General features: G+C 61.6%; 11 protein-coding genes. 1 reads left to right on the top strand and 10 read right to left on the bottom strand.

What is annotated here, in order from left to right; genetic code table 11:
- The 5 genes from HX821_RS06750 to HX821_RS06770 form a co-directional block, all read right to left on the bottom strand.
- The gene (locus HX821_RS06750; protein ID WP_177035464.1) at positions 1–3444 is read right to left on the bottom strand and encodes a hypothetical protein; all 3444 of its coding nucleotides are present in this window, start codon (positions 3442–3444) and stop codon (positions 1–3) included.
- Positions 3445–3600: 156 nt separating this feature from the next.
- Positions 3601–6069 carry a TonB-dependent siderophore receptor gene (locus HX821_RS06755; RefSeq protein ID WP_371316410.1) on the bottom strand — a complete coding sequence of 823 codons (2469 nt, stop codon included), beginning with the start codon at positions 6067–6069 and terminating at the stop codon, positions 3601–3603.
- Positions 6070–6165: 96 nt separating this feature from the next.
- Positions 6166–7125, bottom strand: coding sequence for a FecR domain-containing protein (locus HX821_RS06760; protein WP_177035466.1), 960 nt, complete (start codon positions 7123–7125; stop codon positions 6166–6168).
- Complete coding sequence (locus HX821_RS06765) at positions 7122–7652, bottom strand: sigma-70 family RNA polymerase sigma factor (protein ID WP_177035467.1); 531 nt, start codon at positions 7650–7652, stop codon at positions 7122–7124. Before HX821_RS06765 ends, HX821_RS06760 begins: the two co-directional genes overlap by 4 nt.
- 96 nt (positions 7653–7748) lie before the next feature.
- A complete protein-coding gene (locus HX821_RS06770; protein ID WP_177035468.1) occupies positions 7749–8660 on the bottom strand; it encodes a LysR family transcriptional regulator in 912 nt (303 codons plus the stop codon).
- Between the two features lie 110 nt (positions 8661–8770).
- Here HX821_RS06770 and HX821_RS06775 point away from each other — a divergent pair, with 110 nt between their 5' ends.
- On the top strand, positions 8771–9616 hold the full coding sequence (locus tag HX821_RS06775) for an oxidoreductase (RefSeq protein WP_177035469.1): 846 nt from the start codon (positions 8771–8773) through the stop codon (positions 9614–9616).
- Positions 9617–9687: 71 nt separating this feature from the next.
- On the opposite strand, the gene HX821_RS06780 is transcribed toward HX821_RS06775, so the two are convergent.
- Genes HX821_RS06780 through HX821_RS06800 form a run of 5 tightly spaced genes read right to left on the bottom strand, consistent with a single transcriptional unit; the run spans position 9688 to position 17054 of the window.
- Positions 9688–11292, bottom strand: a complete 1605-nt coding sequence (locus tag HX821_RS06780) for an ABC transporter ATP-binding protein (protein ID WP_087692395.1) — start codon at positions 11290–11292, stop codon at positions 9688–9690.
- Between the two features lies 1 nt (position 11293).
- Positions 11294–12313, bottom strand: coding sequence for an ABC transporter permease (locus HX821_RS06785; protein ID WP_008435209.1), 1020 nt, complete (start codon positions 12311–12313; stop codon positions 11294–11296).
- Between the two features lies 1 nt (position 12314).
- The gene (locus tag HX821_RS06790) at positions 12315–13388 is read right to left on the bottom strand and encodes a microcin C ABC transporter permease YejB (RefSeq protein ID WP_008435207.1); all 1074 of its coding nucleotides are present in this window, start codon (positions 13386–13388) and stop codon (positions 12315–12317) included.
- 1 nt (position 13389) lies between these two features.
- Positions 13390–15228, bottom strand: coding sequence for an extracellular solute-binding protein (locus HX821_RS06795; protein ID WP_177035470.1), 1839 nt, complete (start codon positions 15226–15228; stop codon positions 13390–13392).
- Complete coding sequence (locus HX821_RS06800) at positions 15225–17054, bottom strand: extracellular solute-binding protein (RefSeq protein WP_177035471.1); 1830 nt, start codon at positions 17052–17054, stop codon at positions 15225–15227. Before HX821_RS06800 ends, HX821_RS06795 begins: the two co-directional genes overlap by 4 nt.
- Positions 17055–17120: the final 66 nt, after the last annotated feature.

Consider the following 17120-nt stretch of genomic DNA (forward strand, 5'->3'; position numbering starts at 1 on the left):
TCATTTCATGGTTTCGGGTTCCATTCTGCGCAGGAAACCGATCCGCGGATCTACGCCGTTGATGGCGTCTGCCAGGGAAAGGGGTTGCTTCGCCGCCGCTCGCGCCTCATCGGCGCCTACCAGCAAGTGCTGGTCAATCACGATGCTGGCAATGGCCAGGCTGCGTGGCGAGGTGAAGGTGTTGGGTACCACAGGGCCCGGCCCATAGACGGCAGGCAGCTCGGCAAAACGTTGGGCAATGACCGTCGCGTGTTGCTGCCCGTTGGGAATGGTGCCGCGCGCGTACGCTGACCAATCGATCGGCAGCGGGCTGCCTTGGGTATTGCCGGTGCGCAGGGCCTGTTCGAATATTTGCAGGGTCAGGCCCGGTAATGGGGCAACCTTCAGTTGCTTTGGGAGAAATTCGTAGAAGCGCTTGTCGCCGGCGTACCTGCACAACACCAGCACCCCGAATCTCCCGATGCCCGATGTCTGCCCGCCAGCACTGGTGCGTGACGTTTGCAGGCGATGGAATTCCAGGCTGCCATATTCCATGCCTTTACGGCTAAGCAGGGGCAGTTGTGACATCCAATACACGATCGACTGTAGCAGCGCGGCGCGCACCGCCGTGTAGCGCTTCTCGAACTCGGCCGCGAAAGTGGAATGGATTGACCCCAACTCATCGAACCGTGACGCCATGCTGGCGAAATCAACGTCCTTGAGGGTCGAGCGCCATTGCGTTGTGCCTTTGGTCAGCTTGCCTGCCATGTGCAACTGAACCAGGGAAACGGCGGTATTGGCGGCGATATCCGGCTCCGAGCGGTTACCAGTCCTGGCCTGCCATTGTATGACCATTCGCTCCAGATCGGTGCTACCGGCAAACACCCGCTGAAGATCCTGCAAGGCTATCTCATACAGGCTGGTATGCCCGTTCTTCTTCAACTCGGAACTGATCTGCAACTGGTTGAGCTGCTCGTTCAACGCGGCAATGGCGCGATTCTTCTGCGTGGTACTGTGCCCATCAACGTTTTTGGCCAGTACTCCGTTGGCCACGGCCCAGTCGACGATCGGCAGACTGCCTCGGCGAACCCGGCGGGAGGGCATGATGAAGTAGATCACCGCCATGAAGTCGGTGAAGCGCATGGCCCGTGATGCACCCGGTGTTTCAGCTTCGATCAGGTCCACGTATTGCTTGAAATGTACCCAGGTATGGGAACTCATGTACGACACCTCATCAGGGATGTCCCGCACCAGGAATTCCGGGGCGATGCCCGCCAGCAACAGGTGCGCGGCCATGGGTACGGCGCTGGTGCGCAGGACCTTGAACTGGACCATGGCTTCTACGGCGTTACGGACTTCATGGAAGGTCAGGCCCCAGTTGTAGGAATCGGTCAGGTCATAGCCGGCGACAGTGGCCCGCTGCTTACCAGCATTCGCGTCCAGGCTGAGAATCAGTGCGGCAAACAACAGTGCGTTTCTGCTGGCACGGGTGTTTGCAGCGCTGGCGTGTTCACCGTACCAGCCCACGGTTTCCGATAGCCGCGCGGCCAGTGCCTGGGCCGGGGGCGATGCCAATAGTTGGTGCAGCAGCAGATCAGCCTCGGCGCGCACCTGGTCACGGTTTTTTTCGCCGACGATTGTTTCGCTCAGGTAGTCGAACAGTTTTACGTCCTGGTTGGGCAGGAAGGCGGCGACGGTCTGCAGCACCTGTTTGCGTTGCGCCGCCAGCAGTGGCATCACCTGCAATGCCCGCCAGTAGTTGCCGTGGCGTGGCTGTTTGGTTGTCGGGATGCGCAGGATGCGTGCCGTGGCATGGGCTTCGTCACGGGTAGCCGGTAGCGCCATCTGGTAGAGGTTGAGTAACTGGCGCAAGCTGACCTGGCCATTGGTGCTGATGCGCCCGCCGGATTGGCGGGCCAGTTCCAACAGGGGTTCGGCCATCGAGGTCAGGCTTGAAAGCGGTGTGTCCGCACGGGTGAGTACCTTGGGCGCATCGTCCAGCGCGTAACCACTGAGTTCGCCGTCCGCGTTCAGTACATACACCCGGGCAAGGTTGAATTGGCGGGTGGCGCTCACGCGTTGAAAGGCCGATTCCTGGCGCAAACCTGCGAGCAGTTGCGCCCCTTTGTCCACCAGCATGGCAAAGGGCGAGTCAGCCGCCAGGTTGAACGTCATGTCCAGGGTGCTAGTGAGCTGCGTATCGAGGGTGATCGACTTGAGTGCTGCTTGCATGGTGTAACGGTCATTGAGGACTGCGATATGGCGCATGTGTTTGCTGACGGCCACCAACGAGTGGGCGGCCGAGCTGACATAGGGAAACGTCGCTGCGCTGGTGGCGCGCAGTTGTTCCACCAGGACCTGAACGTCCCCTGCACTGGCAGGACGGGGTAGCCGATACGCCGTCATCAGCGCGGCCAGGCTGAGGCTGGCGTCCGGCAATATGTCGGTATGGGCGAGATTGGCCAGGCGCTCCAGCTCATCCCATTGCTGATTCAGCGCTGAGTTGTTGGAGCGATCCAGAGGTGAGGTATTGGCCTCGCGGCCGTCGGTCACGGCGATCACTACTTTTTGGTCGACGGAATAGCGGTAAGTGGGGGCAGCGCCTTGACTGGCAGGGTTGAGGCTCGCGAACTCTTCGCCCTGCGTCACGGCGTAAAGCAGCTGTGCCGCGTACTTTAAGGTGCTCGACAACATTGAGTCCGAGTCCAGCGTGCATCGTTGCAGGTAGAGCTGCAGCCAATCGAAAGGCGGGCTGCCGTTTGTACTTTGTTCCAGGAGCGTCTGCAGCGCATCGGCCAGTTGTTGGTAATCCCGCTGCTCTTCGGTCAAGCGCTTGCGCAGGGTGGATTTGAGCCGCCCGCTTTCATCGACACCGGGCAGCGTGTCGAGGGTATGGATCTCTTCGAGAATCACCTGAGCCTGCAAATGATTGGTCGGTAACGGGTAGCCATAGAAGGGCAATACCAGGTTCAGAGGCAGTGTCCTCGAATGAGGTTCGACGAGGTTTTCCATGAATGGCAAGCCGGCGTTGACCGTATCGATAATCTGCACCACCTCCAGGATCGGATTCGCGACGCGCCACCAATCAGAGTCTTTGTCCAGGGTGAAGGTGTACGGTGTTTTGACCGTGCCTTCCAGGATCGTGGCCTGCAGATCGCCGCCCCGAAACACCAGGCTCGCCAGTTCCAGGTCATGGCGTGAGGCCCACTCACGGAAGGCCGGGCGGCCGATGGCGTCACAGAAGAGCCGCACCCAGCGACCGAGCATGGTATTTTCCGGCACGCTGATCAAGATGGGTTCGGTTGCCGGGGTGGTGCCTTGGGCAACCAGTCTGATCAAACCGGCGATCAGTTCGGCGATCAGCACTTGATCGTCCTTGAGGCGCAATGCCTGGTGCTTGATCAGGTCCAGGGCGGAGGGAGAAATATTCTTCAACAGGTGGGACAGAAAGGGTAAGTCATCCATGGCGTTCAGGCTCTGTGCAAGGTCGCCCACGTGCTATGGGCGACCGGAGCCTGCATCGTCGGATGGGCCGGGCCAGAACAAAAGACGTACCTTCCTGATGGGATGTAGCCCGAGTCGACTGCCGTTGCAAGCGCTACGGCAGTCTGGCGTTTGGGCTCAAAAATCCCAGCGAGTCGCCAATTGCAGGCTGCGCGGCTCGCCGTAGAAGCCAGTGCCGAAGTTGCCCAGGCCGGTGTAGTACTTTTTGTCGAACAGGTTCTTCACGTTCAACGTGGTGCTCAAGTGCTCGTTGAAGCGGTAGCGCGCCATCACGTCCACCAGGAAGTAGCTGTCCTGGGTAATGCGTGAGTTTTGTCCGAAATTCACCGAGTCGTTGGGATCGGGCTGGAACACATTGCCGAAGAACTCGCTCTGCCAATTCACGCCGCCACCCACGGTCAGGTTCTCCAGGGCGCCGGGCAGGCGATAGCTGTTGAACAACCGCACCACTTGCTGGGGCGTGGTGGTTTGCAGCACGGAGCCGTAGACGTAATCGCCGTTGGCGTCACGGCTGTGCTGGTAGGTGTAGCCCGCCGAGACGTTCCAGCCGTCCAGCACTTCACCGGCCAGTTCGACTTCAAAGCCCTTGGTGGTGGCGCCGGCAATCGGGCGATACACCGAGTCGGTCTCAAACCCGGAAACGTACTGCGCAACGTTGTCCTGTTCGATGCGGAATGCGGCGAAGCTGGCGTTCAGGCGGCCGTCGAAAAATGCTGCCTTGAGCCCGGCTTCGTAGGTGTCGCCTTCAATCGGATCGAGCAACTTGCGGTCGGCGTCCTTGCTGTTTTGCGGTTTGTAGATCTTGGTGTAGCTGGTGTACACCGACCAGATGTCATTCAGGTCGTAGACGATACCGGCATAGGGCGTGACGACGCCGGTCTGGCGGTAGGTGAAACGGTTGTCGGCCTTGGTCGGGTCGTAGAAGTCGGTGTTGTCGGTGCCGCTGAAGTTGCTGACGCGGGTGCCAAGGATCACCGACAGGTCATCGGTGGGTCTCAAGCGCGTGGCCAGGTACGCGCCGGTCTGGCGTTGCACGATGTCGTTCTGGCCGCTGCGGGGAATGTCAGGCTTCGGGTATTCGCCGCGCCAGTCGTAAATGCTGCCGCCCACGGGCGGGTAGATCGAGCCGTACACCGGCACGTCCTGCTTCGAGCGGGTGGCCATGAAGCCCATGATCAATTCATGCTCGCGCCCGAACAGGCTGAAGGGGCCATTGAGGTTGATGTCCAGGGTGTTTTGCACCTGGTCACCCTTGTATTTGCCCATGAACATGTACATCCCGTCGCCCGTGACCGGGTCCGGGTTGCCGCCGCTGGCGGAGGCGAGCAGGGTATCGTGCTGGCTGCGCTTGCGGTCAAGGCTGACTTTCAGCGACCAGTCGTTCGCGAGCTTTTGTTGCACCGAGGCAAACAGGGTCTGGTTCTGGAAGTCGCGGCGGCTCCAGTCGGCGGCCGGGTTGAAGGACCGCGAGAAGTCGGTGCGTGAACCGTTGCTGAAGTACATCGGGAAGCCGGTCCAGCTGGCGCCACGGGAGCGGGTGTCCTGCTGGTCGATGCCGAAGGTCAGCAGGGTGTCCGGCGTCAGGTCGGCTTCGAGGATGCCGTAGGCAATGTCCTTGGTGTTCTGGTAGTGGTCCAGGTACGACTGGCGATCCTGATACACGCCGACGAAGCGCCCGCGCACGTTGCCGGAGTCGGTCAAAGACCCGGAAATATCGCCTTCGGTGCGGTAGTTGTCCCACGAGCCGAAGGTCTGCGTGACCGACGCCTTGAAGTCCCGGGTGGGCTTTTTGCGAATCAGGTTGACCGTGGCCGAAGGATCGCCGGAGCCGGACATCAGGCCGGCTGAGCCCTTGATGATTTCCAGGCGGTCATACACCGCCATGTCGGTGCTGGTGGTGCCATAGTCATACACGCCGTCGTAGGTGGAGTTGACCCCGTCGTACTGGAAATTGGTGATCGGCAGGCCGCGGCTGGAAAACTCCCAGCGTTCGCTGTCGTAATTCTGCACGCTCACGCCCGGTGCACGGCGCAGGGTGTCGGCGATGCTGGTGGAGCCTTGGTCGTCCATTTGTTGGCGGGTGATCACTGTTACCGACTGCGGCGTCTCGCGCATCGACAGCGCCAGGCCTATGGCCGAAGCCATGGCGCCGGTGGTGTAGGAGTTCGTATCTTCGGTGGTGGCGCCCAGGCCTTCGCCGGAGATGGTGGTGGCGCCCAGTTCCAGGGCGCCGGTGTTGGCCGGGACCAACTCCAGCACGTAGCCGTTGTTGCCCTGGGGCACGGCCTGCAAGCCGCTGCCTTGCAACAGCCGTTGCAAACCGCTGGCCGGGGTGTAGCTGCCGTTGAGGCCCGGGCTGGTTTTGCCGCTGGCCAGGCTGTTGTGGCCGGCGAAAAAGATCCCGGACTGCTCGGCGAAGCTGTTCAGCACGTTGACCAACGAACCCGCGGCGATGGTGTAGTGGCGGGCCGTTTCCTGAGTCGACGGTGACTCGGCGGCTTGCGCGTCGAGCGCGCCCAGGCACAACAAGGTAGCAGTAACGGCCAGCGCCAGCGGGCGCAAAGTGAAGCGAACGGGTTGCGACATGAACATTCCCTTTGGATCAAATCGATCGGCGAATTGAAAGCATCTGCAGGGTTTACCGAACGAGTTTTGGAAAAGGGAACTGACGGCTGAAAGTTTTTATGCGCCTGGGTGTTTGGGCCTGACCGTGACCCACCACGGCATGAGCGTGTCGACCTGAATCGGCAGCGCGGCCTGTAGCAGGCGCAGTGCGTGGTCGCTGTCTTTGAGGGGGAACGAACCCATTACCGGCAATTGCGCCACGGCTGGATCACAGCCCAGGTGGCCGGGGCGAAAACGATTGAGTTCGGCGACCAGTTGGCCAAGCGGCAGGTTGTCGGCCAGCAGTACGCCACGGCTCCAGGCCTCACGGGTGGCGGATGCGGGTGAATGGAGATTGAACCCATCGCGGGTGAAGGCCACTTGTTGCCCGGCCTCGATGATTCGTTGTTGCTGGCTGGCGGCGGTGCGCACTTCGACCCGACCTTCAAACACATTGAGCACGGTGCTGTCGCCGTCCTGCAACACGCTGAAGCGGGTGCCCAGGGCGCGCAGGCGGCCCTGTTGGGTCTCCACCAGGAACGGGCGGTTCGGGTCCTTGGCGGTCTCGATCAGCACTTCGCCGAAACGCAGGTGCAGCAAGCGCTGGACCCGGTCAAAACGTACATCCAGGGCGCTCAAGGCGTTCAACCACAGGCGACTGCCATCGTCCAGCAGCGCTTCGCGGGTTTCACCGCCGGCGGTTGCGTAATCCGCACTCCAGCCTCCCACCAACCGGGGCAGGGCGGTGTTGCGCCAGGTGCCCCAGGCCAGCGTTGAACCGGCACACAACACCAGCAGGGTCTTGAGCGTCTGGCGCCGAGAGCTGCGCAACGCACGGCTGGCGCTGTGGGATTGCTCGGCCAACGGCGCAAAGCGTTGGCTGACCCGTTCTACATAGCCCCAGGCGGCCTGGTGTTCCGGACTTTGCCCGAGCCATGCCTGCCAGTGCTGGGCAGCCTCTGGCTGATCCTGCAGGCGTACGTACCATTGGGCCGCTTGCTCAAGGCTGGCATGGCTGAGCTTTCCGGGGCTGTTCACTCCACGAGCATCCCGTCCAGTTCGGCTTCCAGCACCGCGCAATGCAGCAGCGCCTGGGCCAGGTATTTTTTCACCATCCGTTCGCCTACCCCGAGCTGTTCGCCGATCTGCTTGTAGGGCAGGCCGTGCAACTGCGCCAGCAGGAATGCCTCGCGGACTTTGTGGGGCAGCCGCGCGAGCATGGCGTCCACTTCGTACAGGGTTTCGACAATGATTGCCCGCTGCTCCGGCGACGGTTGCAGGGCTTGGGGCCGGTCCGCGAGGCTTTGCAGCCACGCTTGTTCCAGTTGGCGCCGGCGCCAGTGATCAATGCACAACCCCCGGGCGATGGTGGCCAGGTAGGAGCGCTCCCGCGTCTCATCGGCGTCGGCCGGCGGGCGCTTGAGTACCCGGATGAAGGTGTCATGGGCCAGGTCCGCCGCATCCCAGCGATTGCTCAGGCGCCGGCGCAGCAGCCCCAGCAGCCAGGAATGGTGATTGCCGTAGAGGTCGCTGAACGAGGTGGACGGGGTCGACACAGTATCCATGTGGCGCAGAAGCCTTGGCGTAAATAAGAATTGGTCGCGATTAAACCAAAGGGCCGGGCACTGCGCAAATGATATTGGTTTGCTTTTGCGGCGTTGTCAGCGCCCACGCTTTTCGGCAATCCATGCGGTGGCCAGGTCGATAAAGGCCCGCAGTTTCGGTTGGCTCTGGGTTCGGGCGGGGAAATACAGGTACAGCCCGCTGCTTGGCGGTACGAAAGATTGCAGCACGGGCTCCAGTGCGCCTGAAGCCAGGTCCTCCATGACCTCGAAATCACTCACGTACGCCAGGCCCTGGCCGGCCCGCGCGGCGGCGATCATCAGGTTGCGGTCATTGACGATCAACCCGCCTTGAACGCCGACCGTAAATTCCCGGCCCGCCCGCTCGAATTCCCAGCGGTGTGCCATGCCCGAGGTCAGGAAGCGATAACCGATGGTTTGATGGGCCGTGAGCGCTTCCGGCGTTGTCGGCTTGCCGGCCTTGGCAAAGTAGGCGGGAGAGCCCACTACCGACCAGTTCAGGTCCGGGGTCAGGCGCACGGCAACCATGTCTTTGTCGATGGATTCCCCCAGGCGAATACCGGCGTCGAAGCCCTCGGTCACCAGGTCCACCGTGGCATCATCGAGGGAAATATCCAGCACCACATCGGGAAAGGCCTCGCGAAAACGCGGGATCAACGGCTCGATCAGCAACTTGCCCGACAACCTTGGCACCGTCAGCCGCAGAGTGCCCATGGGCCGGTCGCGGTAGCCACTGAGGGCCGCCAGCGCATCGTCAATCTCCCCGGCGGCGGGGCGCAGGCGGCTGTAAAGCGTCATGCCGGCCTCGGTCAGCGCTACCCGGCGCGTGGTGCGCTGGAACAGCACCACACCCGTGCGCTTCTCCAGGGTCTTCACCGCATGGCTGACCGCCGTCGGTGTTACGCCGAGGCGTGCAGCGGCCTGGGTGAAGCTCTTCAGTTCGGCCACGGCGAGAAATTCGGTCAAGCCATTGAAGGGATCAAGGTTCATCAGTCAGCCATTATGAAATTCTGTTTCAGAGTGCTTGTAGCACGAGACGGTTTTTCAGGCTAATGCCTCAGCGTACCTTGGCTCCACATTCACTCCATCAGGTACGGATCATGACAACGGCACATTCCTTCAAGCGTGTTTGGCTGGTAACCGGGGCTTCCCGGGGCATCGGCGCGAAAATCGTCGCGGCAGCTCTGGCCCACGGTGATGCGGTGGTGGCGACGGCCCGCAACGCCCATACCGTTACCGAACGCTTCGGTGAGCAACCCGGGCTGCTGGCGGTGCAACTGGACGTGACCGACGAATCCCAGGCTGCCGACGTTGCCCGTGCCGCCATTGAGCACTTCGGGCACATTGATGTGTTGGTCAACAATGCCGGTTTTGGCCTGCTGGGCGCGGTGGAGGAGGCGTCTGCCGATGAGGTTCGCCGCTTGTATGAAACCAACGTGTTCGGGCTGCTCAATGTCACTCGCGGTGTATTGCCGTTCATGCGCCAGGCGCGCAGCGGGCACGTGATCAATATTTCGTCGGTGGGCGGCTTCCGTTCGGGTGCGGGATTCGGCACGTACTGCTCGACCAAGTTTGCCGTTGAAGGGTTGAGCGAGGCGCTGCACGCAGAGCTGGCACCCTTGGGCGTCAAAGTGACGGTGGTGGAGCCGGGTTATTTCCGTACCGACTTCCTGGATGGCAACTCCCTGGTGGAGTCGCCCTTGATCATCGACGATTACGCCGCCACGTCCGGCGAGGTGCGCAAGCTGGCCAAGGTCTACAACCAACAGCAACCGGGTAACCCGGAGCTGCTGGCAGTGGCCATGATCAAGCTGGTGGAAGCGCCGCATCCGCCGATGCGCCTGGCCCTGGGCACCGATACGTTGCAGGCGATTGAGGACAAGCTGGCTTACGTCAAGGAAGAGACCGCCGCCTGGCGTGAACTGTCGGCCTCAACCGATTTCTGACACCCAATGGCGTAGCAGCTGTCGAGCCGCAGCCTCGCTGGGGCTCGACAGCTGCTACGGTGGTTCTACTGCTAGGGGCCGGGCACCAAAAACGCCGCCTCCAGCAGTTGCCGGGTGTAGGCATGCTGGGGGTTGGCGAAGATCGCGGGTGCATCTCCCTGTTCAACCGCCTGCCCGTGTTTTACTACCATCAGTTGGTGACTCAAGGCCTTGACCACCGCCAGGTCGTGGCTGATGAACAGGTAGGTCAGGTTGTACTTGGCCTGCAGGTTGCGCAGCAGATCCACCACCTGGCGCTGCACGGTACGGTCGAGGGCCGAGGTCGGCTCGTCCAGCAGAATCAGCCGGGGCTTGAGCACCAGGGCGCGGGCAATAGCGATGCGCTGGCGTTGGCCGCCGGAAAATTCGTGGGGGTAGCGATTGCGGGTTTCCGGGTCCAGGCCCACTTCCTTCAGCGCGGCGATAATCGCCGCTTCCTGCTCGGCGGCAGTGCCCATCTTGTGGATACGCAGGCCTTCGCCGACGATCTCGCTCACGCACATGCGCGGGCTCAGGCTGCCGAACGGGTCCTGGAACACCACCTGCATTTCCCGGCGCAGCGGGCGCACCTGTTGCTGGCTGAGCTTGTCCATCTGATGGCCTTCGAAGCGGATGCCGCCCTTGCTCGCAATCAGCCGCAAAATTGCCAGGCCCAGGGTGGATTTGCCCGAGCCGCTTTCACCAACGATGCCCAGCGTCTGGCCCTGGGGCAGGCTGAAGTTGATGCCATCCACCGCCTTGACGTAATCGACGGTATTGCGCAGGAAGCCTTTCTTGATTGGGAACCAGACCTTCAGGTCATCGACTTCCAGCAACGGTGGGCCGACTTCATTGGTGGCGGGGCCGCCGCTGGGTTCCGCTGCCAGCAGCTCCTGGGTGTAAGGGTGCTGCGGCGCCTGGAACAGGCTTTCGCATTCGGCCTGCTCGACGATGCAGCCTTTTTGCATCACGCATACCCGGTGGGCAATGCGCCTTACCAGGTTCAAGTCGTGGCTGATCAACAGCAAGGCCATGCCCAGGCGCGCCTGCAATTCCTTGAGCAGCTCCAGGATCTTCAGCTGCACGGTGACGTCGAGTGCCGTGGTCGGTTCGTCCGCAATCAGCAACTCCGGCTCATTCGCCAGGGCCATCGCAATCATCACCCGCTGGCGCTGGCCGCCGGACAGCTCGTGGGGCAGGGCCTTGAGGCGTTTATGGGGCTCGGGGATGCCCACCAGTTCCAGCAGCTCCAGGGTGCGTTTGGTGGCCACCTTGCCGGTAAGCCCCTTGTGCAGGCCGAGCACTTCGTTGATCTGCTTCTCAATGGAGTGCAGCGGGTTCAGCGAAGTCATCGGCTCCTGGAAAATCATCGCAATCCGGTTGCCGCGGATATGCCGGATAGTCTTTTCTTTCAGGGTCAGCAAATCGTGGTTGGCGTACTGGATCGTCCCCGACGGGTGACGTGCCAGCGGGTAGGGCAGCAGGCGCAAAATCGAGTGCGCCGTGACCGACTTGCCCGAGCCGCTTTCGCCCACCAGTGCCAGGGTTTCGCCGCGCTTGATATCGAAGCTGACGTTGTTCACCACCCGCTGGTGGCTGTTGCCTACGACGAACTCGACGGAGAGGTCGCGGACTTCGATCAGATTGTCCTGATTCATCTCATTTCCTCGGGTCGAAGGCATCGCGAGCGGACTCGCCGATAAACACCAGCAGACTCAACATGATCGCCAGCACGGCAAACGCACTCATGCCCAGCCACGGCGCCTGCAGGTTGGATTTGCCCTGGGCCACCAGTTCACCCAGGGACGGCGAGCCGGCCGGCAGGCCGAAACCCAGGAAGTCCAGCGCGGTGAGGGTGCCGATCGCCCCGGTCAGGATGAACGGCATGAAGGTCATGGTGGAGACCATGGCGTTGGGCAGGATATGGCGGAACATGATCGCGCCGTTCTGCATCCCCAGCGCCCGGGCCGCCCGCACATATTCCAGGTTACGCCCGCGCAGGAACTCGGCGCGCACCACGTCCACCAGGCTCATCCAGGAAAACAGCAGCATGATCCCCAGCAGCCACCAGAAGTTGGGTTGCACGAAGCTGGCGAGGATGATCAACAGGTACAGCACCGGCAAGCCGGACCAGATCTCCAGAAAACGCTGGCCGGCCAGGTCGACCCAGCCACCGTAGAAGCCCTGCAACGCGCCGGCGATCACGCCGATGATTGAGCTGAGCACGGTGAGCGTCAGGGCAAACAGCACGGAAATCCTGAAGCCGTAGATCACTCGCGCCAGCACATCGCGGCCCTGGTCATCGGTGCCCAGCAGGTTGTCCCGTGACGGCGGGGCGGGGGCCGGAACTTTCAGGTCGTAGTTGATGCTCTGGTAGCTGTACGGAATCGGCGCCCACAACGTCCACGCGTCCTTGGCCTTGAGCAGCTCCTGGATATACGGGCTCTTGTAGTTGGCTTCCAGCGGGAATTCGCCGCCGAAGGTGGTCTCGGGGTAGCGCTTGAGCGCCGGGAAATACCAGTCGCCGTCGTAGTGCACCGCCAGCGGCTTGTCGTTGGCGATCAGCTCGGCGCCCAGGCTCAGGCCGAACAGGATCAAAAACAGCCACAGCGACCACCAGCCACGCTTGTTGGCCTTGAAACGCTCGAACCGGCGACGATTGAGGGGGGATAGATTCATCTCAATGCTCCCGGCTGGCGAAGTCGATGCGCGGATCGACCAGGGTGTAGGTGAGGTCGCCGATCAGCTTCACCACCAATCCCAGCAGGGTGAAGATAAACAGGGTGCCGAACACCACCGGGTAGTCGCGGTTGATCGCCGCTTCAAAGCTCATCAGGCCCAGGCCGTCGAGGGAGAAGATCACTTCCACCAGCAACGAGCCGGTGAAGAAGATGCCGATAAAGGCCGACGGGAAGCCGGCAATCACCAGCAGCATCGCGTTGCGAAACACATGGCCGTACAGCACGCGGTGGTTGGTCAGGCCCTTGGCCTTGGCGGTGACCACGTACTGCTTGTTGATCTCGTCGAGGAAGCTGTTTTTGGTCAGCAGCGTCATGGTGGCGAAGTTGCCGATCACCAGGGCGGTCACCGGCAGGGCAAGGTGCCAGAAGTAATCGAGGACCTTGCCGCCCCAGCTCAACTCATCAAAGTTGTTGGACGTGAGCCCGCGTAACGGAAACCAGTCGAAGTAACTGCCGCCGGCGAACACCACGATCAGCAGGATCGCAAACAGGAACGCCGGGATCGCGTAGCCGACGATGATCGCCGAGCTGGTCCACACGTCGAAGTGGCTGCCGTGCCGCGTAGCCTTGGCGATCCCCAGGGGGATCGACACCAGGTACATGATCAGGGTGCTCCACAACCCGAGGGAGATGGACACCGGCATCTTTTCCTTGATCAGGTCGATGACCTTCGCATCGCGAAAGAAGCTGTCGCCAAAATCCAGCCGGGCGTAGTTCTTGACCATGATCCACAAGCGTTCCGGCGCCGACTTGTCGAAGCCGTACATTTTCTCGATTTCCTTCACCAGCGCCGGGTCCAGGCCCTGGGCGCCGCGGTAGCTGGAACCGGCCACCGAGACTTCGGCGCCGCCCCCGGCAATCCGGCTGGTGGCGCCTTCAAAGCCCTCGAGCTTGGCGATCATCTGCTCCACCGGGCCACCCGGGGCGGCCTGGATGATCACAAAGTTGATCAGCAAAATGCCGAACAGGGTCGGGATGATCAGCAGCAGTCGACGAAAAATATAGGCCAGCATCTCAGTCGCCCCCGCTCGCCGGATCGGCGCTCTGGTTGGTGTCCACGGTTATCGCAGGTTTCACGTCGGGTTTGCTCCACCAGGTGGCGGTGCCGACGTCATACCGTGGCGAGACCTTCGGATGGCCGAGGTGGTCCCAATACGCCACGCGGAAGGTCTTGATGTGCCAGTTGGGGATCACGTAGTAGCCGAACTGCAGCACGCGGTCCAGGGCCTTGGCGTGGGCCACCAGGCTCTTGCGCGAGTCGGAGTCGATGAGTTCTTCCACCAACTGGTCGATGGCCGGGTCTTTCAGGCCGATGTAGTTGCGGCTGCCGGGCTTGTCGGCGCTGGATGACTTCCAGTACTCGCGCTGCTCGTTGCCCGGCGATGAGGATTGCGGGAAGCTGCCCACCACCATGTCGAAGTCCCGCGAACGGATGCGGTTGATGTACTGCGAGATGTCGACCCGGCGAATCACCAGGTCGATCCCCAGGTCTGCCAGGTTGCGCTTGAACGGCAACAGGATGCGTTCGAACTCGGTCTGTGCCAGCAGGAACTCGATGGTCACCGGCTTGCCGGTGGTGTCGACCATCTTGTCGTCGACGATCTTCCAGCCGGCCTCTTGCAGCAGTTGATAGGCCTCGCGCTGCTGGGTGCGGATCATGCCGCTGGCGTCGGTCTTCGATGGCTCGAAGGCTTCGGTAAACACCTGGGGCGGGATCTTGTCCCGCAGCGGTTCAAGAATCGCCAGCTCATCCGGGCCGGGCAGGCCGGTGGCGGCCATCTCGGAGTTTTCGAAATAGCTGCGGCTGCGGGTGTAGGCGCCGTTGAACAGTTGCTTGTTGCTCCATTCAAAGTCCAGCAACAGGCTGATGGCCTTGCGCACCCGCACATCCTGGAACATCGGTTTGCGGGTGTTGAACACGAAGCCCTGCATGCCGGTGGGGTTGCCGTTGGGGATTTCTTCCTTGATCAGGCGGCCCTGGGTGACGGCGGGGGTGTTGTAGGCATTGGCCCAGTTTTTCGCGCTGATTTCCAGCCAGTAATCGAACTGCCCGGCCTTGAGGGCTTCGAGGGCCACGGTGTTGTCGCGGTAGTAATCGGTGACCCGGTAATCGAAGTTGTAGAAACCCTTGTTGATCGGCAGGTCCCTGGCCCAGTAGTCCTTGACCCGCTCGTAGCGGACCGAGCGCCCGGCCTTGACCTCGGCCACCTTGTACGGGCCGCTGCCCAGCGGAATCTCCAGGTTGCCCTTGGAGAAGTCGCGGCCCTCCCAGTAATGCTTGGGCAACACTGTCAGTTGCCCAAGGATCAGCGGCAGTTCGCGGTTGTTGGTGCGCTTGAACTTGAACAGCACCCGCAGCGGGTCTTCGGCGATCACTTCGTCGACATCGGCGTAGTAGGTCTTGAAGATCGGCGAGCCATCCTTCATCAGCGTCTGGAAGCTGAACACCACGTCTTCGGCACGGATCGGGTGGCCGTCGTGGAAGCGCGCTTCGGGGCGAATGTAGAAGCGTACCCAACTGTTGTCCGGGGCCTTTTCGATCTTGCCGGCCACCAGGCCGTATTCGGTGATGGGTTCGTCCAGGCTTTGCTGGGCCAGGGTGTCGTAGATCAGGCCGATATCATCTGCCGGCACGCCCTTGCTGATGAATGGGTTGAGGCTGTCGAAGCTGCCCATGCTGGATACGCGGAAGGTACCACCCTTGGGGGCATCCGGATTTACGTAGTCGACGTGTTTGAAATCGGCGGGGTACTTGGGCGGTTCGTTGTAGAGGGTCAGGGCATGTTGCGGGGCCGCATTGGCCGCGGCGCAAAACAGCAGGCTGCCAAGGATCGCAGTACGCAAAGGTATCATTGGGCTTTCTCCGAAGCTTTCAGCCACCATGCGCTCAGGCCCAGGCTGTAGGGCGGCGTGGTGACGAAGGCGAACCGGTTGCGGTACGCCAGGCGATGATAGTTGAGGTACCAGTTGGGAATACTGTAGTGCTGCCACAGCAGGACGCGGTCCAGCGCCCGGCCGGCGGCCAACTGTTCTTCACGGGTTTGCGCCGCCAGCAGTTGGTCCAGCAGGTGGTCGACCACCGGGTTGGCGATGCCTGCGTAATTCTTGCTGCCCTTGATCCCCGCCTGGCTGGAGTGGAAATACTGCCACTGCTCAAGGCCGGGGCTGAGGGTCTGGTTGAGGGTCATCAGAATCATGTCGAAGTCGAACTGATCGAGGCGTTGTTTGTACTGTGCGCGGTCTACCGTGCGCAAGCGGGCATCGACGCCGATGCTTGTCAGATTCTCGACATAGGGCTGCAGGATGCGCTCCAGGTTCGGGTTCACCAGCAGAATCTCCAGCCTCAGCGGCTGTCCGTCACTGTTGAGCAAGCGTTGCCCGGACAGCTTCCAGCCGGCGTCCGCCAACAATGCGAGGGCGCGGCGCATCGTGTCGCGAGGAATGCCACGACCGTCGGTCTGGGGCAGGCTGAAGGGCTGGGTAAACAGGTTGGCCGGCAGTTGGTCGCGATAGGGCGACAGCATCAGCCACTCATGACCGGTCGGCACGCCGGTGGCGGAGAATTCGCTGTTGGGGTAATAGCTGAGGCTGCGTTTATAGGCGCCGCTGAACAGGGTGCGGTTGGTCCACTCGAAATCGAACATCAGCCCCAACGCTTCGCGGACCTTGGCCTGCCTGAAGGCAGGGCGCCGGCTGTTCATGAACAGGCCTTGGCTCTGGGTCGGTATCTGGTGGGCGATCTGCGCCTTGATCACATCGCCACGGTTGACCGCCGGGAAGTTGTAGCCGTTGGCCCAGTTCTTCGCCTGGTGCTCGATATAGATATCGAACTCGCCGGCCTTGAACGCTTCGAAGGCCACGTCGCTGTCGCGGTAGAACTCCACCTCGACCTTGTCGTAGTTATACAAACCCCGGTTGACCGCCAGGTCCTTGCCCCAGTAATCCTTGACCCGCTCGAACACCAGTTGTCGCCCGGGGCTGACCTTGCTGATGCGGTAAGGCCCGCTGCCCAGCGGCGGTTCGAACGTGGTGGCCTTGAAGTCGCGGTTTTTCCAGTAATGCTGGGGCAATACCGGTAGCTCGCCCAGGCGCAGGATCAGCAACGGGTTGCCGGCGCGCTTGAACACAAAACGAATGCGATGCCGGTTAAGAATGTCGACCCGGGCCACTTCCTGCAGGTTGGTGCGGTACTGCGGGTGACCTTCGGTCAGCAGCGTGCGATAGGAAAACGCCACGTCGTAGGCAGTAATCGGCTTGCCATCGTGAAACCGCGCTTCAGGGCGCAGGTTGAACACTACCCAGCTGCGGTCCTCGCTGTATTCCACCGATTGGGCAATCAGGCCGTAGCTGGAGGTGGGTTCATCGCCGGAAGGGGCATATTGGCCGGTGCCGACCATCAACGGCTCATTGAGCTCGTTAACCCCATATTGCAGGAAATTGGCGGTGGAAACCGGGCTGGAACCCTTGAAGGTGTACGGGTTGAGGGTGTCGAAAGTGCCAAACGCCATGACCCGCAAGGTGCCGCCCTTGGGCGCTGCGGGGTTTACCCAGTCGAAGTGGGTGAATTTGGCCGGGTACTTGAGCGTGCCGAACTGCGCATAACCGTGGCTCTCGGTAATGGTCGCGTTCGCGGAAAAGCTCAAGGCCAGACTTATTAGTAGAAGGAGGGGACGCTTCAAGTCAGGGATCCGATCCAGGCGGCTTGGGCTTTATGAACCGTACAGTAACAGCTTGTTCCGATTGGA

The sequence above is a fragment of the Pseudomonas sp. B6001 genome, assembly GCF_013386015.1.
Taxonomy (GTDB): domain Bacteria; phylum Pseudomonadota; class Gammaproteobacteria; order Pseudomonadales; family Pseudomonadaceae; genus Aquipseudomonas.